Origin of the sequence: Nostoc sp. PCC 9305 (assembly GCF_963920915.1) — a bacterium.
GTDB lineage: Bacteria > Cyanobacteriota > Cyanobacteriia > Cyanobacteriales > Nostocaceae > Nostoc.
This window is the reverse complement of record NZ_CAWUDN010000065.1, coordinates 18,702-45,386: the sequence shown is the minus strand read 5'-3', so window position 1 is coordinate 45,386 and position 26,685 is coordinate 18,702. Positions and strand designations below refer to the sequence as shown.

The following is a 26,685-nucleotide window of genomic DNA, read 5'->3' as shown; positions in this document are numbered from 1 at the left end:
TCAGAACTTCGACCTCTGAACTCGGAATTTCGACCTCTGAATTCAGAACTTCGACCTCTGAACTCGGAATTTCGACCTCTGAATTCAGAACTTCGACTTCTGAACTCGGAATTTCGACCTCTGAACTCGGAACTTCGACTTCTGAACTCGGAATTTTCAAAATTTTAAAAGAATAACTGAAGTTTTGCTTGAACGAATATGAAATTAAACCTACATATCAACTTCTCAAGGCTAATCAAATGACCAATGACAAATAACAAATGACTAATGACAAATGACAAATAACAAAATAACTATGAAATCACAATGGGAATGTTTTTTGCAGAATCTCGGTGTTTGGGAAGGTTCATTTACGAATTTTTCTCCCCAAGGAACACTTTTGAATGATACTCCTAGTCGTCTTTCCCTAGAACATTTGAACAATAGCCAGAAAGTGCGCCTAACTCTGAGCCGTTCGGGACAAGATATAATCAGAGAATTTAATTCTGTGGGAGGGGGTCTGCTGTTTTTTGAAAATGGTTCATTTTCTGAAGGTTTAATTCAGCTAGGGCCATTTTCCGAATTTGGTGGAGAACTCGCTTTTGTTCATGAAAATCGTCGCTTGCGTCTGGTGCAACTGTTTGATAATACTGGTCAACTAAAGGAATTAATCTTAATTCGAGAACATCTTGCTGGAACCCCAGCAGATGAACGTCCAACTTTACAGATAAATGATTTGTTGGGAGAATGGCAAGGTCAAGCAGTGACAATATATCCAGATTGGCGATCGCCTGATACTTACTCTACAACTTTCAAATTACAACTTGATGATGCTGGGCGATTAATTCAAAGTACCTCTTTTGGCGATCGCACAATTACCTCAACTGCTACCATCAAAGGCTCCATTGTTCTCTTTGACCAAAACCCAGAAAAGCAGGTGCAAGTATTATTTTTACCAGATGGCGCTTCTGCAACATCACCTGTCAAAGTGCAGTTACGCCAACCATTTTTTATGGAAGCAGGTTGGTTAATCCAGCCAAATCTTCGCCGACGGATGATTCGCAGCTACAACGAAAAAGGCGAATGGGTTAGTTTGACATTAGTTACTGAAGAAAGGAAGCTTTGATATCATGTCCGCTTGATTACTTATCAAATTAACTGTTGCCAAAATGTGGGTAATGACAAAGCTTTATTTATGTATATTCAAATAGCTGTAGTTGCGATCGCAGTCATCTTAATAGCTGGAGAAAATCTAGAGGCCGTTGCAGACTCGCAATCTTCTACTGAAGATGGCACTAGTAATATTGTGGCAACCAAACCAACATTAGAGATAGAAGGAGGGTATGCAAAATATGGTGACTATATCGGATTAACTCCAGTAGATAACCAGTCTGCCGAGTTTTCTCAAAGAATTGTCAAAGACATCCAGATTCGTTTTGTTAATAACAAGGATCGATTGCTCGATGACAAAGGTCAGCCGATTAAAGGACGTACTCAAAAAGAGTTTATCATTGGTCTGCTGAAACTCAAACCTGGTCAAGTATTTCGTGAAGATTTACTAGAAGCAGACTTGCAACGATTGCGGAGATTAGAATCATTTAATGAAGTCAATGTTTATCGACAAGAAGATGCCAACAGCGTTAATCTCATCTATGAAATTAAAGAGCGTAACTTCCCTTCTCTAATCTTAGGAGGCGGTAGTAACGAAGATGTTGGATTATTCGGTCGGGTGGGTTATAAAGATGAAAATATCAGCGGTCTTAACGATAAATTAGATACGACTGTACAAATCAGCGGTAAAGATGTCCAATTTAATGGTCAGTTTACTAGTCGTTACCGTCCTCAAGAACCAAACCGCTTAGGCTACAGCATCAGAGCTTTTCGTAATCGTAATATATCGGGAACCTTCAATGAAGATATCAGATTGTCTAACGGTGACAAAGTACGCGAGGGAAGGTTTGGCGGTTCTGTAGGAGTTTTAAAATCTTTTGATGAGTGGGATGCAGCTATAAGTTTGAACTATACCAGAATTAGCCTACGCGATCGCGACTATAAGGTTGCACAGGTCGATAGTTTAGGGAATCCTTTATCTGTCAGCGGTACTGGTATTGATGACTTATATACAGTATTATTTTCTGTATCCAAAGATCAACGCGATCGCCGAGAAAATCCAACTAAAGGATCGATTCTTACTCTCAGCACAGAACAAGCAATTCCGATTGGATTGGGTAATATTTCTAGCAACCGCCTATTGGGAGATTATATTCAGTATTTACCAGTCAGTTGGATCGGTAATGGTAGACCAACTGACAATCCAGAAATGTTAGCGATTAATTTACAAATTGGTACGACTATTGGAGACTTTCCACCAGCTGATGCTTTTAATATTGGTGGACTAGATTCTGTCAGAGGTTACGGTTATGGAAAAGTCGCCAGTGGTCGGAGTTATGGTTTAGCTTCTGTGGAATATCGTTTCCCAATTTATTACTCAATCGGAGGAGTTCTTTTTACTGACTTCGCCTCAGATTTCGGGTCTAGCGAAACCGTGTTAGGAGAACCAGGAGTGCTACGAGATAAACCCGGAAGTGGCTTTGGTTACGGCTTAGGATTGCGCGTCAAGTCATCCTTTGGGCTGATTCGAGGTGATTTAGGAATTAGCGATCGAGGAGAACTTAGATTTGAAGTGACTACAGGTCAGCGATTTTAAAGGGTCGCACAAAGCCCTAGAATACTATTGAGGATTGCTTGATAACACACTCAGGGCTGCTTGAGTGTGTCTAGTCCAAAAGGACATAATCAAGATATTGGAGATTACTTACACATTTGTAAGGTGCGGCGATCGCTAGCTGCGATCGAATTTAACCGATAAAAGTCTTGCAGAGCCAGGGAGTAAGCATAAGAATTTGACTCATCCTCACCAACCTTGGGCAGTCTATTGCTTGTAGCTACCTGATTCGATTGTTCAGAACTGGCTTCATTTGACGAACTATTAACCGTCATCGCCAACTCTCCTGATGGGTTGATTGTACCCTGAAAACAATTCAACTCTGATTGGGGCATATACAATGCACCCCTTACCTTGTCCTGCTGCTTTTGAAATATGATATAACCTTGACCAAGCTGGTTTGCTTTTGGGGATTGACCATAGAGGTAAATCCCATCTTTTTCAGGAAAACTTGCTTTTGGTAAAACTCTTGCGCTTTTTGTAGTTCCCCCATCGCCTGGAACCAGCGCTGTGATTGTAGGTACTGTTTTTCCGTCTCCAGAAGCCGCATTAAGTTGACTTCTTTGATCTCGAACTTTTCTCAGCTGCGACAAAAGAGAGTTTTCGGAGGTTTTCTGAATCCGAGCTGATGATAATCGAGAATCTGTAAATGATATTACTTGAGTCTGCTTGGCTAAAAAGCCCAAACCGAGAAGTAAGCCTAAGCCCGCGAGGGGAATTCCCCACTTTCGGGGAGATAATAACTGATGAAGGTTGTTAAGCACCCTACTTCTCCTGTTAAAAAACTAACTAAGTTCTCTAGAACTTACTTAAATCATAACCAAGTCTTAATTGTTAAAGACTTTATCCACGACTTATATTACTATTGTCCAAAAAAGAAAACTGTCAAAAACAAAAGTTTTTATTGGATTTCGTTCTACAATCTTAGATTACCATCAGTTAGAGCCTTTATAACACAAGGTAGGAAGCAGGAGGCAGGGGGCAGGAGGCAGAAGGTAAGAGTCAGCCACCTTTAAAAGCATGAGATTAAAGTAAGAAGAATTGTATCTCACTACACTCTACTCAATACAATTCTTCTTTGAAAACTGGATTTTATACCCAGCATTAAAGTTTTCATATCATGTCCGGCTAATATAGCGGTTCTCAGTTGCGTGAAATACAGACCTAACCCCCAGCCCCTTAAGAGCTAGCGTTGGGAAGTAAGCCTCAAAGCCTCTCTCCTTTTAGGCTACGGTGTACACACAAGTCCTAAAAACCTAGCTTGATAAGAGACTTTCCTCGTTTTTCCTCGTTCCCAGTCTCCGACTGGGAATGCATTCATTGAGTCTCTGACTCAATGCCAGACTGGAGGCAGAGCCTCAACGAGGGGCATTCCCATGCAGAGCATGGGAACGAATAGACGAGAGAAAAACCCCTCCCTGGTTGTTGAGCGTAGTCGAAACACTACCCCCTTCAAGAAACTTGTATATCTTGTAGCTTTGCCACCATTTCTGCACGCGCCGAAACCTTCAACTTCCGAAACATCCTTTTTAAAGCTTGTTTGACGGAATTTTGCGTAATCCAAAGTTTTTCTCCAATTTCCGCATTCGTTAACCCCTGCGCCACCAAATCGGCAATTTCTAACTCACGCGCTGTTAAAGGACTAGCTAACAGGGAATTGGATATTTTCGGTTTTGTCCGTAGGGTTGCCATTTTTGATGACAAATGAATACATAAAGCACTCAAGTCAGCTAAATCGTTACCATTAAAGGCAGGATTTCCCTTGTCACGTGCCAAGTTAAGGGTTCCTACCAGACGACCATCGCAAACAATTGGCCCAGTCATCACGTGTTCGTGATCGGAACGCGAACAAAAATGCTTCCAGTCTCCTGGCGATAATAATAACTGTTCGTGGGCAGGAGCATGACGCTCAACCACGTAGCGCCCCACTGGATTGCTCTCTAAGCATACTGCCGGAATGCCTGGAACATTAATCTCAGTGGTTGGCTGCTCATCAAGGAGATAAATACCCCAATTTTGCACGCCAAAATGCTCGCTAATTTTATCCGTGAGAGCGAGTCTTAACTCTTGCTCATTCTGGACATTAGCGATCGCATGAAATACAGCGTGTAGAGAATTAGCCATAAGTGTACCCAGTTGGGGACTATCCAAGCCTCAACAATTACTTCTATGCTAATACCAAGGAAACTAAAACGCTAATTACAGTAGCGACTAGGAGAAGCACATGACAGTTACACAACTCTCTGCTCAGGAACTTTTCCGGGCTGCTTATGAAAACCGCTATACTTGGGACAAGAATTTCCCTGGTTATACTGCAAATATTACCTATAAGCATGATGATAAAGTGTTTACAGGCAAAGTTATCATCACTGGCAATCTCAAAGCCGAAGTTTTGGATGTAGATGATGAGTCAGCCCAGAAAGCTATTCATGGTCAAGCCTGGGAGATAGCAATTCACCGCGTCCGCCGCAGCTTTGAAGACACCCACAGCGCCAATACGTTTAGCTATGGTAAAACTGACGAAACTGGTGCAGTTGAGCTTTTAATGGGTGGTAAGGCTGAGGGTGATAAATATAAAGTCCGCAATAATGAAGTCTGCCATGTTCACCGTTTAATCCACGGTACTTTTGTTACCATAGACACCTTCAGCAGTCACGACACTGGCGAAGGCTACCTGTCTCACCGCTATGACTCTGTGTACCATGACCCCAAAACTGGGGAACAAAAGGGCGGTAGAAGCGAATTTATTGATGAATATGAAAAAGTTGGTGACTATTTCATCCTAAATCGTCGCGAGATTCGCACCGAGACAGCAGGACAATTTTCTACTCAGGAATTTATTTTCTCTGACATTAAATTGTTGGAACCTGTTGCTGCTTAAGCTGTATTCTGAAATCGAAAAATTAGCGATCGCTCTTGAGTTAAAGGGAGCGATCGCTTTTATTTTTTGGGCATTCCATACGTAACTGTAGCTCCTCGTAGACATCGCTCAATCACGTTAAGATACTTAATTAGGTGTTCCTAATAAGCGTGGTAATCTAGTTATGAGTCAACTTGAAAATATTCAAGCTGAGTACGAAAAATTCCCTGAAGCATTTGAGAGTGTAATTATTAGCACTGTGAGCGCGCAGTCAATACCCAATGCTAGTTATGCTCCTTTCGTAATGGATGATTCCAAGAATATCTACATTTACGTCAGTGGTCTTTCGACTCATACCAAAAATCTCTATGCCAATCCTCATGTTAGTATCTTGTTTATCGAGGATGAAGCTAAAAGTAATCTAATTTTTGCCCGTCGTCGTTTGAGTTTTGATTGTACGGCAACTTTGATAGAGCGTGAAACTGAGAAGTGGAATCAAATTGTTGAGCAATTTCAAGGGCGGTTTGGTGAACTTATCGAGGTTTTGCGCGGCTTGTCTGACTTTCGGATTTTCCGGCTAACTCCAAGTGAAGGTCGTTTTGTAGTTGGGTTTGGGGGAGCATATCATATTAGCGGTGATAACCTCCATCAACTTGTTCAAATCACAGGAGATGCTGAGAAAAAGCAAGGGTAAATCATGAATTATGGATTGCAAGAATTCAGTACCCAGGAATCAGAAGTTAGAATTTAGAAAAAATCAAGTGTAATTGATACAGCGAATTTCAAGTTAGTGAGGTACACAAGCTAAGTCTAAAAGCCAAGTATAAAGCCTGTTCTACTTCTGTTAGCGCAGCGGGGCGCAGCCCATTCTGACTACTGAATTCTGAATTCTGCTGTATAACTATTCAGATAAATGTATTTTGAATCCTGAATTAGTTTGACTGTATGTAAATTCAAATAAACTAAACTTTTTAATTTTATGCTTCAGTATCAACCCCCTGGCTTTGGACATAAAGTTATCCATACATCTTTGGGAGCAATGGTTTACTATACCCAAACAAATGCACCTTGGACGATTGCTGACACTGAAGATTTACCCCCACTACTATTTCTCCATAACTTTGGTGGTGGAGCGTCTGCTTATGAATGGTCTAAAGTTTACCCGGCTTTTGCTTCTAACTACCGCATTTTAGCCCCCGATTTAATTGGCTGGGGAGAATCGGCCCATCCAGTGCGGGATTATAAAATTAGGGATTACCTCAGCACGATCGCAGAGTTTATCATCCAAACTTGTCGCCAACCGGTGACAGTGGTAGCCTCGTCTCTTACAGCCGCTTTTGCTATTCGCCTAGCTATTGTTCAACCCAATTTATTCAAAGTACTGTTTTTAGTTTCCCCCTCTGGATTTGATGATTTTGGGCAAGGTGCTGGACGCAGACTTCCGCTTTCGGTAATCAATGCGCCTCTGTTGGACAATTTTATTTATATGCTTGGTGCTGAAAATGAAATTGCAGTCCGAAATTTCTTACAAAGTTTTCTCTTTGCTAAGTCCCAACGAGTATCTCAAGAAATGGTGGAGGCTTATTTAACCTCGGCACAACAACCTAATGCCAAGTTTGCTGCTTTGGCATTTTTGCGGGGCGATCTTTACTTTGACTTGAGTTTATATATTCAACAACTAACAGTTCCCACCGTCATTTTTTGGGGAGAAAAAGCACAATTTACCAACATTAAATTAGGGCAACGCTTGGCAAATCTAAATCCAAGAGCAATTCAAGATTTTTATGCGATCGCAGATGCCGGAATATTACCTCATTTGGAAATACCAGAAGTTTTCATTGGTCTATTGCAGCGGTATCTTGGGGAAGTGGGGAGTGGGGGAGCAGAGGGGCAAGGGAGCAGGGGAGCAGGGGAGAATGACAAATGACAAATGACTATTTAGAAAGTAACTGTGCATTTAATGCTTTAGTGATGCGATCGCCAGAAGCTTCTAAGTGAGCTAAGGTGTAAACATCAAGGCTTTCGCCAAGTTGTTTAAGTCTGGCATCAATGGCTTTTTGCAGTTGGCGCAATTTATACCAAGCCAATGTCCGACCATCTTCAGGTGTATTAGTAGTACCCAACATCATCTGTAACAAAATATTCAGATGCTCCCGTTGCAATGAACGGCGGATGCTCGAAATTGGCTTTGGTTCTCCTGGGGCGAAAACTTCTGTCCAGATGCCTGTTTGCAGGGTGTCGAACAGTTCTGGTATGGAAAGCGCTTCTCCAGGCAGAGTTTTTAATTCTATATCTTGTAACCGATTCAGGCGATCGCTGTCTAATAGCGATCGCAATATCGTACTTTGAAAACCCAAAATGCGATCGTGAATTGGATAATCAAGGCGGTTATTAGGTGCAGAATTGCCCCAGTGTTCCCAACGCGATGGTGCTAGTTGATTCAGCAATTGTGGTGAAAAGCTGAAAGCATTATCTGCAAATACATATTCTTGCAACTTTGTCAATGCTTGACGTTGTTTTAAAAGTGAAACTGGTACAAATGTCCAAGCAGCATCATTACTGGTATGGAGACGACGAAACGATTGTCCACCAATGTATTTAGCAAGCAAAGTGGCGTTCCGAAAATAATATTTAAGTACTTTATTAAACTTAAGGCGCAGGTTAGTATAACTTTCTCCTTTCGATACATAACCCTTATCAAGATGTTGCCACATAAAACGAGCATTATCCATTTGCCACTGCGAATAAAGTAGCACATCACTACTCATATCCCAGACATTTGCCAAAGGATTGATGTCCCAGATATCTTCATCGCTTGCGTAAGATAATTCTGGTTGAGGCGATGCTAATGCAATCTGGTCTAAAAAACTTTTTTCTGATTCTGGAATAGTTACCTCAAGCGCTGTTGATGGACATTTTTTATAACCATACTCAATTGCCCATTTGTCATAAGGCCCAATAACTCCTGGGAAATAGTCACCTTGCTGTACTCCCTGTGGTGCTATGTTCACAGGTACATAGTCCATCACCGAACCTACTAAACCTTTGGTGTGAGTGATTTCAGTATTATTTAATTCTTCTGGTGCTAACATGGTGCTGCCATGAAAATTGTGGCGCAAACCCAGAGTGTGCCCGACTTCGTGAGCGATGAGAGAACGCAAATATTGATGCACATACTCCTTAATCGTTTCACTACTAGGTGTAGTGTCTGGCAACATTGACAACGCCAGCGCCCCCATAGCTGCTTGATTTGAAGATTCCACACCATAGCAGGACTCAGAGGAGAAAAAGTGAGCAGAGGAAGAGGAGGCAAATTTATCCAGGAATTTCCCCGCGTCTTCACGTCCTTTCGTATTTTCTTGACATGAATTTGCCTCCATCAGTGCGTGATATTCTTGCTGAACTAAGCGCACCATATTGGCATCTACAATGATATCTGCATCCAATATTTCCCCGGTAAATGGGTTAACGCGCATCGGCCCTTTGGCAAAACCTGCATCTAAAGAATTGAACCAGCGAATAGTGTTGTAATGTACATCTGCTGGTTTCCAATTAGCATCATCTGGCATTTGCTGCACTTCAATGGCATTTTGAAATCCGGCTTTTTCAAATGCTTTGTTCCACATCAAAACGCCTTCACGAATCGCATCGCGGTATTCTAGTGGTACAGCATTTTCAATCCAATACACAATTGGTTTTTTGGGTGGAGATAAAGGGGCGTCAGGATTGGATGGTTCTAGATGCCAGCGATTAATGTAACGTACAAATGATTCGCGAGCATTATTGTTAGATAAATCTTGGAAAGTAGTAGTAAAATATCCAACTCTGTCATCGGCAAGTCTGGGAATATAACCATTGTTTTCTCTCAACTGAGAAAAACTGTAGTGTACCTTCAGAGTGAGTGCCCTACTATCGGGTACAGCGATTAAATTTGAGCCTTCTATTGATGAAAAGCCGTAAATTGAATCAATCTCTACATTGTCTGGGAAGCTGTTAACATCACCAAAATATGACTTGCGTGCATCTAAGCGGTAATCAGCCTGTAAAGAGTATTTTAATAGAGGAGTTAATCCAGGAAAATCCTGCATTAGCAGTCCATTCAGGTCGATTAGAATATTTTTATTCTTTGGCTCGATAGTGGCTATTTCGAGTGAATAAAGAACTGAATCGCTAAATGAGCGAGCAAGCGATCGCTGTTCTGGTATACTATCTGTACGGAATTTTACATTCCGCACAACAAAATGCAATCTATTATTTACTCGTCGGAAATAAAAGATAAAATCAGAAAGAGGTAATCCACTATAAATCCCACTTTCCCCAACGCCTGATTCCAATGTCACTATAGCTAGGTAGTCTTTATTTAGCTGCTCTGGCTTAAGTTCTAAGAAAACTTTTCCCGAATCCTCGCTGCAATAAAGTGTGAAGAGTCCCTCTAGTTTATCTACCCGATTAACAATCCCATTAAATCGGCAAAAATCTTCCTTTTTAATTTCAGCAAGATTTTTGTCAGCACTTGCTACGTTTTCAACTACTGGCAGTGTATTTAATTGCTGCACATCAATATTAGAAGTATTTGAAAGTTGGTTTGCTGCTGCATAATCATTTGATAGCAACAAGCTATAAAGTAATACTATACAGACTGCTAATTTCGTTATCCAGTATTTCATCCTTTGGCTTTCCACCTGAAGCAGTTCTCGTGTTGAGGAAAAATGTCGAGTAGTTTTTCGTCTGTAAACCCTTCAAATATCTAGGCATTACGACATAAATGTACTCAGTCAGATAAACAATGCCTCTAGTACGGCACAGCATAAATTCAGCTACCATCTCAATTAACTAGACAAATTGTTCAAGCAACTTATTAAAGGTAGGCAAACTTCCACCACAGTGTACTAGCCTAAAAGTCGTGTGACTGTTGATTGTTATTAGTAACTATTTAGGAATTATCCATTAAGCATCTATCTTTTCAGGTTGATAATTTATATAACCAAAGATACATGTTTTTTTTACTTCTATCTGTATTAAAAACCAAATGTAGCATTAAAAATGTATTTAGTGCTACATTTGGCAGCCGAAGGAATCTCAAGCATGATTTATAAATAAAGAGTAAGACTTATAAAAAAGCTGTTATTGAGCATTTAAATGCTTTTTTAGGATGAATTTTGGAAATTTATGCTAATCTCGACCGTTTTATCACATCTTTCATTGTTTTCAATCGTCTTAAAAGCGTTATTCCCACACAAAAGCAGCTTTTTTGCCTAATTATCTACCTTTTGCTCTAGCCAGCCACAAACCAATTTTGAGTGCTTTGCTCTTATTTTATGTAGAAGCAAAAGCGAGTACACCAATTTCTACCGCTTAGGTGATGTCAAAATCAAGCAATATATGAAAAAAATTGTAGTTTACTAAATATTGCAGTTAATACATACCTGGTGAAATTAAATATACGTTATCCAGAACCCTTGTAGAGACCTAGCATTGTTACATTATTTTTCACTTCTATAAATGGTTTGATTTAATTGATTTGCTTGCGGATGATTGGTATAGTCTCATCCCAGATTTTTCATAACTGAGATATGCCTTTTGTTAGAAGGATAATCATTTTTTTATAGTTAGTCTTTATTTGTACTCCAAAAAACAAGCTAATTGGCATGATAAATTTGCTTTCTAGGACTATTAGTCACATCAGTTCCCTGCTTAAAGGACTTCAAATAAAAAGTTTTTTGGCTGTTGTCATAGTTGGTTTTTTAGTGCTGACGACGAATTTTGCTCCTGGGCAAAATAACACAGGCTTAAAGGAAAGAGTTCGCGAACAGATACAGCAAGATGATTCTCAAAGACCGAGAACAATCGGGGAATGGAATAAAGAAGCTCGTGAAACTGAAGGTTCTCCCGGTAAACGACTTCAAAAGATTGGAGAAGAGTCAGCAGAAGCCTTTAAACAATTCGGATCTGGATACGTAGAAGGTGCTCAGAAAACTGCTAGTGATGTAGGGGACAGTGCAGCACGTACTGGCGAAAAGATCCTTAACTAGTTCGATGCTAAATGCGTTACAATCTTTACCTGGCAATAAGTACTAATAACTTTTCGCCAATAAATGAGTAATATTAGGAAGGCTGGTGTCTAACCAACGAACTCTTCTAATATTTGGGTAACGCCCTCACCCTGCTGATAATAGATTGTAGCATTTCGTCAATCGCATTAAATATAGGTTTTGAGTAGGGGCGTACAGCTAACTGTACGCCCCTTACTGTGTGCTATAATTTTTTGTCCGTTCGATCGCTATTAAACTCGAAGAAGCCCAAAGACCCAGCTTTGGGAAGAAATTAAGTGAAGCCAGTGCGGTATTTTCCCTACAGCCCTACGGGCATCCTACGACAGACTCCAGCATACAGCCCTTCCTATACATTTCCTACTCCTTGTTGGATGAGTCTGCACTGCAAAATTCATATTAATACTAGATAAAAAAGATTTTTCAGTAATACTGAGTAAATTGGTAGAAATAAAGTCAACTATTAAGGCTTGTCATTTGTTATTTACAAGTAGTCAAAGATACTTGATATAAAAGCATCAGCATCTTTCTGGAGGGGAGAAAAAATGACAATCAATATAGTTATGTTTGTTTATACCCATTTATCTAACTATCCTAAATAGGATATGTATATTTTTTTACAATTTTTAGAGTATTTTAAGAATGGGTAAGTAACTGTTGAATAACTGTTTTAAAACGTGAAACAATGAGGAAATAGCTAAGACAGTAAATAAAGAAAGTAGATTAATAATTAGTGATATGAAGCAATCTAAGAGCACGCGAAGGCGGGGACTTGTTCTAACGATCGCTGGGCTGAAGCGTTTACAAGGGGCGATTCTGGCTATAGAAAAGGTAGAAAACAACGGACATCGCTTCACTCTAGAAGATTTAGGCGATCGCATGAAGGTATCTACCAAAACTCTGAACCGATTATGGTCGTTGAATACAGGCGTGGATCAAAAAACCTTGAAATTGTGCTTTAGCGCCTTTAACCTAGAATTATGCAGGGAAGACTATGGAATTCTGAGTGAGCCTAATTATACTGAAGGCTATCAAACTACCTCAGTAAGTTTAGACACAGGAGAAAGAAAATTATTTCCGTCTTTATCCTTAGATTATCTGGCGACTCAACACCATAACCAACTCGAAAATCTTTGGTCATACCCAGATGGCCCCGTACCTGTAGATTCCCCCTTCTATGTCGATCGTCCCCCAATCGAGGAACTTGTTTATCGAGAAGTAATTCAACCAGGCTGTGTGATTCGGATTCGAGCACCAAGAGAAATGGGAAAAAGTTCTCTTGTGCTGCGGCTGTTAGCCTTTGCGAAGATGCAAAGTTATCGCTCGGTGAACGTGAATTGCAACCAAATCGATTCAAGCTGTCTGACAGACTTAAATAAACTTTTGCGTTCTCTTTGCTGGCAAATTGCAATAGAATTAGGCATTGACCCCAAGCTAGATGAAAACTGGGATGAGGAAATAGGTTGTAAGTTGAGTTGCAGTTTATATTTGCAATCTTATTTGCTCAAGCAATGCAAAAGTCCAGTAGTTTTAGTGTTAAATGAGGTTGACCGCTTTTTTGAATATCCAGAAATTGCTCCGGAGTTCTTTGGTTTGTTGCGCTCTTGGTATGAAGAAGCACGACAAGATACCAACTTGCAGAAACTCAGGTTAGTGGTAGTTTACTCTACAGAAGTATATGTTTCTTTGGATATCAACCGTTCTCCATTTAATATTGGACTACCGATCCGTCTGCCAGAATTTACTGCCCACCAAGTAAAATACTTAGCCCAACGACATGGTTTAGATTGGACTTCTAATAACGAAGTTAACCAACTGATGTCTCTCGTGGGAGGACATCCAGCACTGATTCGGATTGCTCTGTATTATCTATGCTGTCAAGGAATGACCTTAGAAGAACTGATAGAAGATGCGATCGCTAACGGCGGTATCTATCGTTATCATCTATGGCGACACTGGGCAATCTTACAAGAAAATCCTAGTTTAGTAAAGGCGTATGTTGACGTTGTAGCGGCAAAGCAAAGTATTTCTCTCAATCCCATTGACGCTCATAAGCTTGAAAGCTTGGGTTTGATCGCTTATGAAAGCGATCGCATCCTACCGCGTTGTGAACTCTACCGCGCTTACTTTAAAAAACAACTAGGTGTTGCTGAATTTGAATATAAATCATTGCAAAAACGTGCTTGAGAAAAAACTATCACAGACTCTTTTTATGACGTTCACCGTAACGATCCTCTAGGATTGGAAACCTTGTTTCCAACGAAAAATAATTAATTGTTTGACCAATAAAGCTGATAATCCTCGATATAAAATTTTCCATTATTGGAAGACATTTTGAAAAAGAAGTAATAATCTTCTGGCTCCCAAATACCAAATTCTTGCTCTTGTTCTTGAAAACTAGCTGTCGAACCACTATTAGGGATAGTCATGCCAGCAGTTAGTGTTCCATTTTGTGTTCTCATTAGAAAAATTTCTAGCAGACAGAAACCCTGTAGTTCAGCAGAATAACGAATTTTGAAACGGATTCTTCCACCATTACGTAAGGTCTTTTTAATATAAAAATTTTCGGTTTTAATGGGATTACCAGACAGATAAATATCTTGACCTTGTGTTAATATATCAATTTGCCTGTGGTTAAATGAATTCATGATTTTTTCTTCTCCAAAAGAATAGAATTGATTGATATAATTGCATGATTGGCAAATGTTTTTAAAGCTGGGTTCTTTCTGTGCTTCTGAATGTCACGTTTGTATTTTCTCGCTATCTTCAAAAAAATGCAATGACAGTTAAGACAGTTAAGAAGACAGTTAAGAAGATAATGAAAAACTGAATTCTGAAGAGCGATCGCAACCTGCAAAAATAGAGATTAACGATTCGTCATTTGTAATTACTAATAATGTTCGCAAACTCGCTATCACTGCGTTCGCGCAACGTCGTGTAGAGAAGACAGTAAACCTCTTGCATAAATCACAAAAAAGAACCTCAAAGAGCCAAAGCTACGCTTTGTCTCGCCTCCCTTAACAAGCTACAGTGTATATACAAGTCGAAAAAAGATCGATTTTCCATTGTTCTCTTGTCCATACAGAACACGGAAATGGCTTATTAGAGGCAGCTACCTCGTGGTTTGACTGGAGACAGTAGCCCACCCACAAAAGCATTAACATGCAAAGCCTTGTAACGAGATTTAATTCACAGTTGGTTGCTTCTGTCAATGCGTAAGTTCTACATTTAGACCTTTCAAAGATTAACAACTAGTGCTTTTTTACCTACTATTACAATCAAGCTAACATCTATCCAGGGAAATACATTATAACAATCTTTCAATTTGGTAACAGATTTCTAATTGCTAACTCTTTCATTTGGCACTTGTCAGGGATTATTTTGGCTTTAAACGATCTTCTTTATGATTTTCAGACATCTGTCTTCAGTAGGGTAAAACTCCAAATGTACATTTGGTAACATTACTTAAGAATAAATAAGTAATTGCAATTGAAGTTAATCATGACATACACACAAACCAACGATCCAACTATTCGCGAACACGTTCAAGCTTGGCAACAGTTAAATGTAGATCAACAACTTGCTTTGTTTTGGTTTATCTATAAAGAAATGGGGGGTTCAATTACTCCAGCCGCTCCTGGAGCCAGTACTGTTTCTCCAGAAATAGCTGAAGGTTTATTTAATCAAGTTAAGGAATTATCTCACGAACAACAATTACAAGTTCAGCGTGATTTGATTAATAAAGTGGATACCCAAATTTCTCGTGAGTATGGCTCTTTGGGTGATACGACAAAACTCCTATTTTGGTATCGATTATCTCAAGGAATGGAAAATGGCACTATCATTCCTGTACCTGGTGATTATCAACTTCCTTCCGAAGCTAAAGCTTTGTTTGGCAAAATTCAAGGATTAGACTTTGAACAGCAGATTACTCTTTTCCGTGATTATGTTTCGCCAATGGGTGCTGAAGCAAAATCAGGTGCTGGAATTTAGTAATTTTGAAGTTTTGAGGATGGTTAAGGGGGGAGCATCCACTTTTGGCGGATCGCCCTCAGACTAGAAGTCTGGGGCTATAGAAACTAAACCCGCCTGCGCGGGTTTCAGAGAGTCCGCGTAGGCGGACGAGAGTTTGTGTAGCCGCGATTTCCAATCGCCCGGTGTTTCTTCCAAAAGTGGATACTCCCGTTAAGGGTATCTATTAAGTTATTTATACCCTTCTTTCAAAGCTTGCTAGATTCGCCAGTCCCTTAATATAAAACTAAATTTTGATGACTGGCGTATTTAGAAACTTTTATTTCATTAATTTGAGATGTTTATGACTTCTATAAACATCATTTTTTTAGAACACAGTCTATGAGTATTTGTGAATTTGGATATAAAATCTCGCTTGATAGTTATAACGTTACTGTATACTGAAACTACCTCATGCAATTCCAGCGATCGCTATAATAATTAGCTTGGAAGATTGAGGTGTTAATAAGTTTAAGTTTATTCTAGTCTACTAGCAGAATTAACATCTAAAAACAACGTCGCTTGTGGTTCTTGACGAAGAATAGAAGCTGGACAGTCTGTACCGATATAGCTTTGCAGCATATCTTTTACCACATTCGCTTTACGTTTTTCTGGAGCAAGACAGATAATTTTTTTAGCCGAACAAATTGTTGGGATGGTGACAGTAAAAGCATACTGTGGCACAGTTTCTAAATTCGGAAAGTGACCTGTATTTACTTGTTGCTGACGGTTCACAGTATCTAGTTTTACCAGTTTCACACTGTAAGGATCTTGAAAATTTGCTACAGCGGGATCGTTAAAAGCTAAATGTCCATTTTCGCCAACACCTAGACAGCATAAGTCAATCGGTTGTGCTTGCAATAATTTGGTGTAGCGATCGCACTCTGCTACTGGTTGTAATGTATCACCTTCTATATAGTGAAATTTCTTAGGATTAACCTTTTTCTCTACACGTTCTCGCATATAACGCCGAAAACTAGCAGAATGATCCGCAGTAATTCCCAAATATTCATCTAGATGGAACAGAATAATCCTTGACCAATCTACACCACCTAATGCAATCAAAGCATCAAGAAATTTGAGTTGGGAGTTACCTGTAGCTAACAATACAGCAGCTGTCTCTTGAAGATTAAGAACTTGCTGTAAATATTTTTGCACGATTTCGGCAACATCTTCAGCCATTTCGACTTCAGAGTTGTAAATCTGCACTAGTAAATCGTCAACGCGAAAAAAGTTTGTGGCGGCTACCATTTGCTTACGAAGAAGGTTATCAATTATACGGCAGTTTGTCCAGAGGTTTTACCTGTCTGCCCTTATATGCCCTATCCAGTATAGATTCTAGGATTTAGCAGATTAATTTCTGACTCTTGAAATTTTTTTCTCTAGTCCCCAATCCCCGTATTAACGCAGGAACAATCACTAAAGACAAAAAACAATGTAAACTATTTAAATTAAGTTAACAATTATTTACATTCTACCCAAAAATCATGCTGGCTGCAATTCTCTTTGACCTAGACGGCACTATTGTCAACACTGACCCCATACACTACCGAGCTTGGCGGGAAATGCTGTTAAATTACAGCATAGAAATAGATGAAACATTTTATAAATCCCGAATTAGTGGAAGGCTAAATCCAGAAATTGTTAAAGACATTCTGCCACAATTATCAGCAGCAGAAGGGCAACAATTTGCAGACGAAAAAGAGGCGTTGTTCCGCAAACTCGCCCCACATCTCAAACCGCTAAGTGGATTTTCTGAGCTACTAGCATGGACAGAAACACATCAATTAAAACGTGCATTAGTAACTAATGCGCCTAGATTAAATGCAGAATTTATGCTAGAGGTTTTGGGGATAAAAGAAGCTTTCCATACAGTTGTTTTAGCGGATGATTGTATTGCAGGTAAACCCGATCCTGTGCCCTACCAAGTTGCCCTGAATAAATTGGGGATTACAGCAGAAGAAGCGATCGCTTTAGAAGACTCTCCCTCTGGTATTCGTTCAGCAGTGGGCGCAGATATTCGCACCATTGGCATCGCCTCCACCCACGATCCGCAAATTTTGCAGTCAGTCGGTGCATTTATGGCAATTCCAGACTTTACTGATTTGCAGTTGTGGACATTGCTAAACTCACTCATCGAGCCAGATTTAAGTGCGATCGCTTCTAATTTTTGAGGACATTGGGGAAGAGGCGGAGGGGCAGAGGGGCAGAGGGGAAAAACTTACTATTACTTCTCTCTGCTCCCCTGCTCCCCTGCTCCCCTGCTCCCCTGCTCCCCTGCCCCTCTGCTCCCCTGCCCCTCTGCTCCCCTGCCCCTCCGCTCCCCTGCCCCTCCGCTCCCCTGCCCCCCTGCCCCCCTACTCCTCATCCCCCATCCCCAAAAACTCCACTTTTTAACCGAGCCATATCACGCAACGGTGGTGCGCCGAACAAGCGACTGTATTCACGGCTGAACTGTGAAGGGCTTTCATAACCCACATAATGACTAGCTGTCGCCGCATCCATACCCTGTCCCAGCATCAGACGACGGGCTTGTTGAAGCCTAAGTTGTTTTTGATATTGCAAAGGACTCATGGTGGTGACTGACTTGAAGTGATGATGAAGAGACGAGGGACTCATGCGCGCTTCACGAGCGATCGTATCGATCCGAAATGGTTTTTCGTAGTTCCATTTCAGCCAGTTGATCGCTCTGCTAATTGCTTGGAGTTGTTTATCGACTAAAGCAATCTGTCGCAATCTAGCACTGTGTTCGCCAGATAACAAACGGTAGAGAATTTCTCGAACAATCAAAGGTGCGAGGATGGCAATATCTTGAGGCGTTTCCAACAATCGTACAAGTCGTATTGCGGCATCAAGCAGTTGCGGGCTAACAGGATTAATAGACAACCCTGGTTCCGGTGGTTCGTTCGCTGGAGCCTCTAGTTTTGCCTCCATCATCAGTGTGCTGAGTTCTCCCATATCTAAATCGAGCCGAAGACACAGATACGGAAAGCTTGGCGTTGCTTCAATCACTTGACCGACAACAGGCAGATCGATAGATACAACCAAATATTGGTCTTGACCATAAACATACAGATTGTCTGCCAACATTACCTGTTTCTTGCCCTGAGCGACGATACACAGGGCAGGCTCATGCAGGGCATGGAGAGGCGCAGTAGGTTGTAAGGAACGGATCAGGAATAACCGCTCGATCGCTGTGGGATGGACACCATCTCCATTACTGTTCTGTGCAATCAGAGCGGCTAGCTCGGACTGCTGTTTTCTAACAGTCTGTTCCATAATGTCGTTTGAAATCCTTTATGAAACTAACATTCAGGGCAGCCACAATCTATTTAGCCGCTGAGATCAGCTTATCTTTTTACGATCGACAATGAAGAAAAATGCAGGATTAGGCAAGAATTTCGCAGGTTCAGATTACCGCATCAAGCTTTGACACTCTTAATCTAAGAGTGTGCTAGAGAATACAACAACTTGGAGATCCGGTTTTATGACTACCAATCAACAGAAAGTCGTACTAATTACAGGTGCAAGCAGCGGTATCGGTGAGGCAACAGCACGTCTACTCGCTCGTAAGGGCATCCACGTCATCCTGGGCGCACGACGCACGGAGCGGCTAGAAACCCTCGTGGCTACAATCCGCGCTGAGGGAGGCTCGGCGGAGTATCAGACTCTTGATGTTACCGATCGCGCCGACTTCCAAGCCTTTGTAGAATTTGCTCAGACCAAATTTGGCCGCATTGATGTCATCGTTAACAATGCAGGCGTTATGCCGCTCTCGAAGCTAGAAGCGCTGAAGGTTGATGAATGGGACAGGATGATTGACGTGAACATCCGTGGCGTACTCAATGGCATCGCCGCTGGGCTACCGCTGATGAAACGCCAAGGATTTGGCCAGTTCGTCAACCTATCCTCCATCGGCGGACATGCGGTCTGGCCAACCTGCGCCGTTTACTCAGCCACTAAGTTCGCGGTGTTGGCAATTTCGGAGGGGCTGCGTCAGGAAAATACTGACATTCGCGTTACTGTTATTTCGCCGGGCGTAACGGAGTCGGAACTGGCCGATAGCATTACTGACCCCGAAGCTGGCAAAGGTATGCAGGAATTCCGCAAGATTGCGCTTCCGGCTGAAGCGATCGCCAGAGCGATCGCCTTTGCAATCGAGCAACCGGATGACGTTGATGTGAATGAGATGATCGTGCGCCCCACAGCCAGCGTATAGTTACGCAAAGATGCAAAGAATTTTCAACCTAAGCTAGCAGTAAAACAACTGAGAAGCCCTATATGACTACCCAAAATAAAATTCAACCTCGCCAACTTGGTTCTAAAGGTCTAACTGTTTTCCCCCTAGCTCTCGGATGTATGGGTATGTCCGGTATGTACGGCGCAGCAGATGAAAACGAAAGCATTGCAACTATCCAAGCAGCTCTCGATCGCGGGATGACATTACTGGATACTGGCGATTTCTATGGCAGCGGACACAATGAGATGCTAATTGGTCGGGCAATCAAGGATCGTCGAGACAAAGCACTGATTTCGGTGAAATTCGGCGCTTTACGTACTCCAGATGGTGGATGGATTGGTATAGATGCCCGCCCTGCTTCAGTGAAAAACTTTGTCGCTTATAGTCTTACCCGATTGGGAGTAGACCACATTGATATTTACCGTCCGGCTCGATTAGACCCGCAAGTTCCCATTGAAGACACCATCGGCGCGATCGCCGAGTTAGTCACGGCTGCTACGTCCGACATATTGGGCTATCGGAAGTGGGAGCGGACACTATTCGCCGCGCCCATGCCATTCACCCCATCAGTGACCTATAAATCGAGTATTCCCTGATTAGCCGTAGTCCTGAGAGCGAGATTTTTCCTGTACTGGAAGAACTTGGTATTGGCGTAACTGCCTATGGCGTGCTTTCACGAGGACTCTTAAGTGGCTCCATTCCAGCTACACAGGGCGATTTTCGTGCCTACTTACCACGCTTCAGTAAAGAAAACCTTGCTCAGAATCAGCGCTCGATCGAAGAACTAAAGCAAATTGCTGCCGAGAAAGGAGTTCTTTCTTCACAGTTGGCTATTGCTTGGGTACTTGCAAAAGGCAGAAATATTGTGCCGGTCATCGGCGCACGCAAGCGCACCCAACTTTCCGAATCATTGGCGGCTCTGGATGTGAACTTATCGCCAGAAGACTTAACCCGCATTGAAGCAGCAATTCCCGCATCTGCGATCGCAGGCACTCGTTATGATGAACATCAAATGCAAATGTTGGACAGCGAACGCTAATGCGATCGACAGTGTAAGCAAAGTACGAGAGGGTTTGTAGTAAGCAATTTGCTGCTTAGAAAATAAGGACTAAAGTCCTTACTACGAGCCTATACTTATTTTTCAGCCAGAATCGCATAAATTTCCCGTTTAACTTGCTCTAAAAGCTCGCGCACCCGATTTATCCGCTCCATATTGCCACTACGAGCAACCTGCACCACCGCAGCAGCTAACTCTGTGGCGGCATTCCGCAACTCAATAAACTCTTGGGGCTTACCTGTAACAAAACTTTTGAAGGTATCCCAAGGAGTATCTGAAGGTTCTTGTTGGGCACGTTCTGCCAATAATTGTTTCCCCTCATCCGTAATCGTATAAATCCGCTTGCCTCCTTCCTGTGCGCTCTTGAGATAACCACCTTCTTCCAGCAATTGGAGTGTTGGGTACACTGAGCCAGGACTGAGGCGACGGAAACCACCGTAGCGAGTTTCCATCTCTTTAATCAGGTCGTAACCATGACTAGGATGCTCGGATAACAATTCCAGCAAAATGAACTTGATGTCACCCCGACGAGTCCGGTGCTCGTCTCCCCAACCACGACCAAACATTTCATTATCAAAGCGTTTGTCATGATGTCTACCATGATGGTTGCCATGTCCAAACCAAGACCTGACAAGCAATGAATCCTCTTCGCTAACTCCTGCCCATGCAGGTGCGCCAAAACGTGACCGAAAATGTCTAAACATAAGTAAATCTCAAATCAACTTTCTCTAATATACGATATATCGCGATATATCGGAATATATCGGAATAGAATTTTGATGAAGATTTGTAACGAAAGGAACTTCGACTAGCTAAGAGTCTGGGCTTGTTAGACAAAAGACTCTACTCGAATGGCACAAAGAAAAGATACAGCCCTTGCTCTGACTGGTTCCCAGCCTGAAGGCTGGGAACCCATTCTAGGAGGCTCCGCCTCCAGTAGCTTGACAAGAGGCTTAAATATATTCCCAGCCTGAAAACTAGACGACACAAGCCTTTGGGCTTTTCTTAGTTGTCATTCGACTCTACCCATTGCAAAAATGCTTAACCTACAGCGTTTAGTCGTAGGTTAAGCATTTTTACTTGACTATGAAGTGATAGGTGTAACAAATAGTTCAGTCCACAGATAAAACCCTGTATCTTTAGATGGTTTGTTTTTTTCGTGTCTTGTCTTTCTAGATAAAATATGTATAAATACGAGATATTTTAGTTAAATAATTTATTGATATCGGTGCTAATTACAGATGTGAATATAAGAATTTATTGCTAGTTAAAATTATTAAGAACTAATTTTGTAAATTTATAAAATAGTTTATTTTTTTGTATAGATTGTGAACTGAACTTGGGAATACTAAGTGTAAGAAAAGTTAAAATTATACATAAACTGATGATTGCTTAACTTTTTTTACTAGCATTCGCTGCTAAATAATCTAGATTCCATCTTTGAACCACAGTAGGGAACTAATCGGGTTCAATCGAAGCTGACTAGTTCTCTCAAAACTCTTATTGACCCCAACAACAGTTTATTTACACTTGCTTGATTCATATATCCCGTTTAGTTAAGAATCACTTTAGGTTCAATACTATTCGGATAAGATAACCCCGCCTAGATTTAAGGAAGTGAAGGAAAATAGTCTCCCTTTTAAAGAAAGCCAGTGTGTTGCGAACTTTCCTAAATTTATAGGAGCAGGTGTCAGCAAAGCTGACTACCAGTTTTCTATTGAAGAAAAGCTAATTAAATATTTTTGTTTTGGTTGAGATAACAATGTTAGGAACTGACGGTGGCGAACGTGGTAGTGGCAGATAGGACTAGTGTAAAGTTCTCTCTCGATTATTTGCAGGAATTTTTGAGTGTTGCGGTCAAAAAACCGAAATTCCTCGTACTTTAGGCGGAAGATGAGCTTAAATTGCGGCAATGACTTTGCTAATAGCACAATTGAATGATGTGAGTTCAACTTGACGAGTGCCTTCATGTCCATAAGTCAAACTCACGCTCAGATAACTATCTGGTTTGTAGGGCAATCGTTCCGCCCATTCAACTGCCACAATTCCTGGTATCACTTCAACACCTTCCCAGTAACTTTCTAAATTTAAGGTTGTGACTTCTTGCGGTTCCAAGCGATATAAATCCAGATGGTAAAGAGGAAAGCGCCCTTCGGTGTACTCATTAATCAGCGTGAAAGTTGGACTGACAATGGGTTCAGCAATTCCTAAACCTTTACCAATGCCTTGAACTAAAGTAGTTTTACCAGCGCCTAAATCACCTTCTAGTAAAATTACACTCCCCGGTGTCAGGGATTCGCCAAGAGTAATACCTAAGCGCAGCGTTGCTTCTGTATCTGCAAGAAAAATTTTCATGATTGAGGTATTGGGCATTACTGATTAGTCTAAACAAATGACAAATAACAAATTTTCATCTTCCTTAATTTTGAATTTTGAATTTTGAATTTTGAATTCCCCGACGGGACTGACTTCTACCGTACCACCGCAATAACACTTGTGCTAGTTTCTGCGGATTGTGACGTACAAAACCTATTTCATCTTCATACAAAACATTAGCTGGAACAATCCGTCGCCCTAGTTGAGTTACGGCTTCTCTATCGAGGAAAACAGGATGGGAGTTTTGTTGGGCGTAGCGGATAAGTGATTGCTCCGAAGGAGATTTTTTGTGTATTAATACAGCATCGAATAGTCTTCTTTCTCCACAAGCAGCATCAATTGCTCTGATGTGGTCGGCAACAGTGTAGCCTTCAGTTTCTCCTGGTTGAGTCATGATATTGCAGATATAAATACGGGGGGCATCTGATTGAGCGATCGCATCGGCAATTTCTGGTACTAATAAATTAGGAATTAGGCTTGTATAAAGGCTACCTGGGCCAATAATAATGTAATCAGCTTCTTTAATTGCCTTAATAGCTGCTGGCACTGCCGGGGGATTAGCTGGAATGCAGCCAATTTTGACAATTTTACCGCCAGCTTTAGGAATACTAGACTCCCCGTCAATACGACGACCATCGGTTAATTCTGCCCAGAGGCGAACATCACTAAGAGTTGCTGGTAGTACTTGTCCCCGCACCGCTAGCACTTTGGAACTGGCTGCAACTGCTTGTTCTAAATCTCCAGTAATATCACTCATTGCCGTTAAAAACAAATTGCCAAAACTGTGGCCAGTTAAGCCATCTCCAGCCCGAAAACGGTATTGAAACAATTCTGTTAATAACTTTTCTTCATCTGCTAGTGCAGCCAAACAATTGCGAATATCTCCTGGTGGCAGCACTCCAAATTCTTGACGCAAACGCCCAGAAGATCCACCATCATCGGCGACAGTGACAATGGCAGTAATATTAGCGCTATAGGTTTTCAGTCCCCTCAACAACGTAGAAAGTCCCGTACCACCACCAATTACCACTATTTTTGGGCCTCGGTACAATCGACGATGAGCTAGCAAGACATCAATGAGTTCCTCTCCGCCTTCTGCTCTTAGTACCTTAGTAATTGAGCCTACTGTGCGAGTTTGCCCCCAAAGCACTAACAGCAAGCCGCCAAGCAGCACCAAAGGGCCACTGATATAGTTCGGTAAGAGGTTGGTGATGACTCCCAAGAAACCTCTAACCAACTCAATCATCCAAAAAATTGGGGTTAGCTTAATCCAAATGGCTAACCCCAAACTCGCCAGCAGTACACCTCCAACACTAATTAACAACCAACGTTTTACCGATAGTCCAGGGGATAACCATTTGAACCACTGATTAACCCGATAGGAAGTACGAGAGCGCGACTGCTTTTGCAGGGCGTTGAGGGCTTGTCTGAGAAAACCAATTGACATACCTGATTTGGAGCAGTGCTACAAACAATAATTAACAGAAAATTTACACCGCTTGGTTTAAAAGACCAGGCGTGAAACTATTATATTTATCAATCCTATTAGACTAAGAGCAAGTCGTGAACATTGCCAGTATTTCTAGTTAAACAATAACCCTGGCTTGGTAAAAGTAAATTTAATGGAAAAACGAATTTTAGGATTAGATCCAGGACTGGCAATTTTAGGATTTGGGGCAATTAGCTGCACACAAAATCTCAACAAAATACCAGAGACTACAGTAAATATGCTGGATTTTGGAGTCATTAAAACGTCAGCAGATGTAGAAATGGGACAGCGCCTATGTACCTTGTTTGATGATTTACACACCGTGATGGAGGAATTTCAACCAGATTTAGTGGCAATCGAGAAACTATTCTTCTATCGGATGTCAAGTACTATCTTGGTTGCACAGGCGCGGGGTATAGTCATTTTAGTGTTGGGGCAACGTCGTCTTCCTTATGTAGAGTTTACTCCGGCCCAAATTAAACAAGCTTTAACAGGTTATGGCAATGCTGATAAGTCCGAAGTGCAAGAAGCGGTGGCGCGGGAGTTAGATTTAGATGAAATTCCTAAGCCAGATGATGCTGCGGATGCTTTGGCAGTGGCTTTGACGGCTTCTTATCAGCTGTAGGTTTTCATCAAAGATTTGAGTTTGGGGACATAATGCTTTCTCTAAAAGTCCATGAACCATCACCAATACTGGACTCTCTTTCAGAAAACGCTCAAGAGCTAGTCCTGATAATGTTGCTCAATGCGCTTGCCTACGGTGGGCGGTTACGCGATCGCAAAAAGTCTTGCTCAATAATTGTAATAATATTTAATATGAGTCTAGGTTGTCTAATTTAGATTAACTATTGCAGAGAAATTCTCTCAGACTGAGTAAAATGACAAATACAACGAGGCAACTATTTTATAGATTAGTTACCCTAGAACTGGAGACTATGTTTTCAGTCCTGAGTTACTTCTGTATTTTGCCTCTGAGGCATACCAATTTAGACTACACCAAATCCTTCATTTAAGAGCTCCCACTAATCATAATGGCTGTGATTGAGAAGAAAAGAACTCGCGATCTGCCCCAAATTAACGAACGAATTCGCTTCCCGAAAATTCGGGTCATTGACACTGACGGTGCCCAACTGGGAATTATGCCCCCACAGGAAGCACTACAACTAGCAGAAGAAAAAGAGCTAGATTTGGTGCTAATCAGCGATAAAGCTGACCCGCCGGTTTGTCGGATTATGGACTACGGGAAATACAAGTTTGAGCAGGAAAAAAAGGCGCGGGAAGCCCGGAAAAAACAGCACACGGCTGATGTCAAAGAAGTTAAGATGCGCTACAAAATAGAAGAACACGACTACAACGTGCGTGTTAAGCAAGCAGAGCGCTTTTTGAAAGATGGCGATAAAGTCAAAGCGACTGTGATGTTCCGGGGTCGAGAAATTCAACACAGCGACCTAGCAGAAGATTTGCTCAAGCGAATGGCAACGGATTTGGAGCCTTTTGGTGAGCTTCAACAAGCGCCTAAAAAAGAAGGACGAAACATGATGATGCTCATTTCGCCTAAAAAATAATTCTCTAACTGTTTAATAGACCAAGTTTGAAAATCCCCTGGCTAGAAGTCGGGGGATTTTTTCATCTTTTATTTGGATGCAATATACGCTTTGAACGCACAGTTAGCTATGCAATCCTACGAAAGCGTTTAAATTTATCTAAAATCGATAGTCCTGAACGCTGAATGGGAAACATAATACTCAGTTGCTCAGGACTTTTGCTATTTCCAAGGGATAGAGAGACAAGGAGAGCAAGCAAGGAAGGTATATTTCTTTCCCCTCTGCTCCTCTGCACCCCTGCCCCTCTGCCCCCCTGCTCCCCTGCCCCCGCTCCCGCGGTGATACTACCAGAAA

General features: G+C 41.5%; 24 protein-coding genes. 15 read left to right on the top strand and 9 right to left on the bottom strand.

Going from position 1 to position 26,685, the window contains the following annotated elements:
• Positions 1-295: 295 nt before the first annotated feature.
• Complete coding sequence (locus ACM0OX_RS22655) at positions 296-1,105, top strand: DUF3598 family protein (protein WP_414517239.1); 810 nt, start codon at positions 296-298, stop codon at positions 1,103-1,105.
• Positions 1,106-1,174: 69 nt separating this feature from the next.
• A complete protein-coding gene (locus ACM0OX_RS22650) occupies positions 1,175-2,686 on the top strand; it encodes a BamA/TamA family outer membrane protein (RefSeq protein ID WP_414517238.1) in 1,512 nt (503 codons plus the stop codon).
• A 104-nt stretch (positions 2,687-2,790) separates the two neighbouring features.
• Here the strand turns inward: ACM0OX_RS22650 and ACM0OX_RS22645 are convergent, their stop codons facing one another.
• On the bottom strand, positions 2,791-3,468 hold the full coding sequence (locus ACM0OX_RS22645) for a hypothetical protein (RefSeq protein WP_414517237.1): 678 nt from the start codon (positions 3,466-3,468) through the stop codon (positions 2,791-2,793).
• A 688-nt stretch (positions 3,469-4,156) separates the two neighbouring features.
• On the bottom strand, positions 4,157-4,828 hold the full coding sequence (locus ACM0OX_RS22640) for a LuxR C-terminal-related transcriptional regulator (protein ID WP_414517236.1): 672 nt from the start codon (positions 4,826-4,828) through the stop codon (positions 4,157-4,159).
• Positions 4,829-4,928: 100 nt separating this feature from the next.
• Between ACM0OX_RS22640 and ACM0OX_RS22635 the strand changes: the two genes are divergently transcribed.
• The 3 genes from ACM0OX_RS22635 to ACM0OX_RS22625 all read left to right on the top strand — a co-directional run bounded on the left by ACM0OX_RS22635 (position 4,929) and on the right by ACM0OX_RS22625 (position 7,491).
• Complete coding sequence (locus tag ACM0OX_RS22635) at positions 4,929-5,585, top strand: DUF3386 domain-containing protein (protein WP_414517235.1); 657 nt, start codon at positions 4,929-4,931, stop codon at positions 5,583-5,585.
• A 163-nt stretch (positions 5,586-5,748) separates the two neighbouring features.
• On the top strand, positions 5,749-6,258 hold the full coding sequence (locus ACM0OX_RS22630; protein ID WP_414517234.1) for a HugZ family protein: 510 nt from the start codon (positions 5,749-5,751) through the stop codon (positions 6,256-6,258).
• 285 nt (positions 6,259-6,543) lie between these two features.
• The gene (locus tag ACM0OX_RS22625) at positions 6,544-7,491 is read left to right on the top strand and encodes an alpha/beta fold hydrolase (RefSeq protein WP_414517233.1); all 948 of its coding nucleotides are present in this window, start codon (positions 6,544-6,546) and stop codon (positions 7,489-7,491) included.
• Positions 7,492-7,498: 7 nt separating this feature from the next.
• Here the strand turns inward: ACM0OX_RS22625 and ACM0OX_RS22620 are convergent, their stop codons facing one another.
• Positions 7,499-10,231 (bottom strand): zinc-dependent metalloprotease, encoded by a 2,733-nt coding sequence (locus ACM0OX_RS22620; protein ID WP_414517232.1) that lies wholly within the window; start codon positions 10,229-10,231, stop codon positions 7,499-7,501.
• 981 nt (positions 10,232-11,212) lie between these two features.
• On the opposite strand from ACM0OX_RS22620, the gene ACM0OX_RS22615 reads away from it, so the two are divergent.
• Positions 11,213-11,596 carry a hypothetical protein gene (locus ACM0OX_RS22615; protein ID WP_414517231.1) on the top strand — a complete coding sequence of 128 codons (384 nt, stop codon included), beginning with the start codon at positions 11,213-11,215 and terminating at the stop codon, positions 11,594-11,596.
• A 756-nt stretch (positions 11,597-12,352) separates the two neighbouring features.
• Positions 12,353-13,801 (top strand): AAA-like domain-containing protein, encoded by a 1,449-nt coding sequence (locus ACM0OX_RS22610; protein ID WP_414517230.1) that lies wholly within the window; start codon positions 12,353-12,355, stop codon positions 13,799-13,801.
• A gap of 83 nt (positions 13,802-13,884) precedes the next feature.
• Here the strand turns inward: ACM0OX_RS22610 and ACM0OX_RS22605 are convergent, their stop codons facing one another.
• Positions 13,885-14,262 carry a hypothetical protein gene (locus ACM0OX_RS22605; protein ID WP_414517229.1) on the bottom strand — a complete coding sequence of 126 codons (378 nt, stop codon included), beginning with the start codon at positions 14,260-14,262 and terminating at the stop codon, positions 13,885-13,887.
• Positions 14,263-15,115: 853 nt separating this feature from the next.
• Between ACM0OX_RS22605 and ACM0OX_RS22600 the strand changes: the two genes are divergently transcribed.
• The gene (locus ACM0OX_RS22600) at positions 15,116-15,607 is read left to right on the top strand and encodes an orange carotenoid protein N-terminal domain-containing protein (RefSeq protein WP_414517228.1); all 492 of its coding nucleotides are present in this window, start codon (positions 15,116-15,118) and stop codon (positions 15,605-15,607) included.
• Positions 15,608-16,102: 495 nt separating this feature from the next.
• On the opposite strand, the gene ACM0OX_RS22595 is transcribed toward ACM0OX_RS22600, so the two are convergent.
• Positions 16,103-16,876: a glucosamine-6-phosphate deaminase gene (locus ACM0OX_RS22595; RefSeq protein WP_414517227.1), complete on the bottom strand. Its 774-nt coding sequence runs from the start codon at positions 16,874-16,876 to the stop codon at positions 16,103-16,105.
• Between the two features lie 236 nt (positions 16,877-17,112).
• Between ACM0OX_RS22595 and ACM0OX_RS22590 the strand changes: the two genes are divergently transcribed.
• Entirely contained in the window at positions 17,113-17,799 is a 687-nt protein-coding gene (locus ACM0OX_RS22590; protein ID WP_414517225.1) for an HAD family hydrolase, read from the top strand.
• Positions 17,800-17,989: 190 nt separating this feature from the next.
• Here ACM0OX_RS22590 and ACM0OX_RS22585 read toward each other — a convergent pair whose 3' ends face one another.
• Positions 17,990-18,904, bottom strand: coding sequence for an AraC family transcriptional regulator (locus tag ACM0OX_RS22585; RefSeq protein ID WP_414517223.1), 915 nt, complete (start codon positions 18,902-18,904; stop codon positions 17,990-17,992).
• Between the two features lie 208 nt (positions 18,905-19,112).
• On the opposite strand from ACM0OX_RS22585, the gene ACM0OX_RS22580 reads away from it, so the two are divergent.
• The 3 genes from ACM0OX_RS22580 to ACM0OX_RS22570 all read left to right on the top strand — a co-directional run bounded on the left by ACM0OX_RS22580 (position 19,113) and on the right by ACM0OX_RS22570 (position 20,904).
• Entirely contained in the window at positions 19,113-19,844 is a 732-nt protein-coding gene (locus ACM0OX_RS22580; protein WP_414517222.1) for an SDR family oxidoreductase, read from the top strand.
• A 62-nt stretch (positions 19,845-19,906) separates the two neighbouring features.
• The gene (locus ACM0OX_RS22575) at positions 19,907-20,461 is read left to right on the top strand and encodes an aldo/keto reductase (RefSeq protein WP_414517221.1); all 555 of its coding nucleotides are present in this window, start codon (positions 19,907-19,909) and stop codon (positions 20,459-20,461) included.
• Positions 20,446-20,904 (top strand): aldo/keto reductase, encoded by a 459-nt coding sequence (locus ACM0OX_RS22570; protein WP_414517240.1) that lies wholly within the window; start codon positions 20,446-20,448, stop codon positions 20,902-20,904. Before ACM0OX_RS22575 ends, ACM0OX_RS22570 begins: the two co-directional genes overlap by 16 nt.
• A 95-nt stretch (positions 20,905-20,999) precedes the next feature.
• On the opposite strand, the gene ACM0OX_RS22565 is transcribed toward ACM0OX_RS22570, so the two are convergent.
• Complete coding sequence (locus ACM0OX_RS22565) at positions 21,000-21,626, bottom strand: PadR family transcriptional regulator (RefSeq protein ID WP_414517220.1); 627 nt, start codon at positions 21,624-21,626, stop codon at positions 21,000-21,002.
• A 147-nt stretch (positions 21,627-21,773) separates the two neighbouring features.
• Here ACM0OX_RS22565 and ACM0OX_RS22560 point away from each other — a divergent pair, with 147 nt between their 5' ends.
• Positions 21,774-21,896 carry a hypothetical protein gene (locus ACM0OX_RS22560; RefSeq protein ID WP_414517218.1) on the top strand — a complete coding sequence of 41 codons (123 nt, stop codon included), beginning with the start codon at positions 21,774-21,776 and terminating at the stop codon, positions 21,894-21,896.
• Positions 21,897-22,821: 925 nt separating this feature from the next.
• Here ACM0OX_RS22560 and tsaE read toward each other — a convergent pair.
• Positions 22,822-23,277, bottom strand: coding sequence for a tRNA (adenosine(37)-N6)-threonylcarbamoyltransferase complex ATPase subunit type 1 TsaE (tsaE, locus tag ACM0OX_RS22555; protein WP_414517217.1), 456 nt, complete (start codon positions 23,275-23,277; stop codon positions 22,822-22,824).
• A gap of 64 nt (positions 23,278-23,341) precedes the next feature.
• On the bottom strand, positions 23,342-24,745 hold the full coding sequence (locus ACM0OX_RS22550) for a gluconeogenesis factor YvcK family protein (protein ID WP_414517216.1): 1,404 nt from the start codon (positions 24,743-24,745) through the stop codon (positions 23,342-23,344).
• Positions 24,746-24,920: 175 nt separating this feature from the next.
• On the opposite strand from ACM0OX_RS22550, the gene ruvC reads away from it, so the two are divergent.
• Positions 24,921-25,412 carry a crossover junction endodeoxyribonuclease RuvC gene (gene ruvC / locus ACM0OX_RS22545; RefSeq protein WP_414517215.1) on the top strand — a complete coding sequence of 164 codons (492 nt, stop codon included), beginning with the start codon at positions 24,921-24,923 and terminating at the stop codon, positions 25,410-25,412.
• A 406-nt stretch (positions 25,413-25,818) separates the two neighbouring features.
• Positions 25,819-26,352, top strand: coding sequence for a translation initiation factor IF-3 (gene infC / locus ACM0OX_RS22540; protein WP_104908867.1), 534 nt, complete (start codon positions 25,819-25,821; stop codon positions 26,350-26,352).
• Positions 26,353-26,685 lie beyond the last annotated feature (333 nt).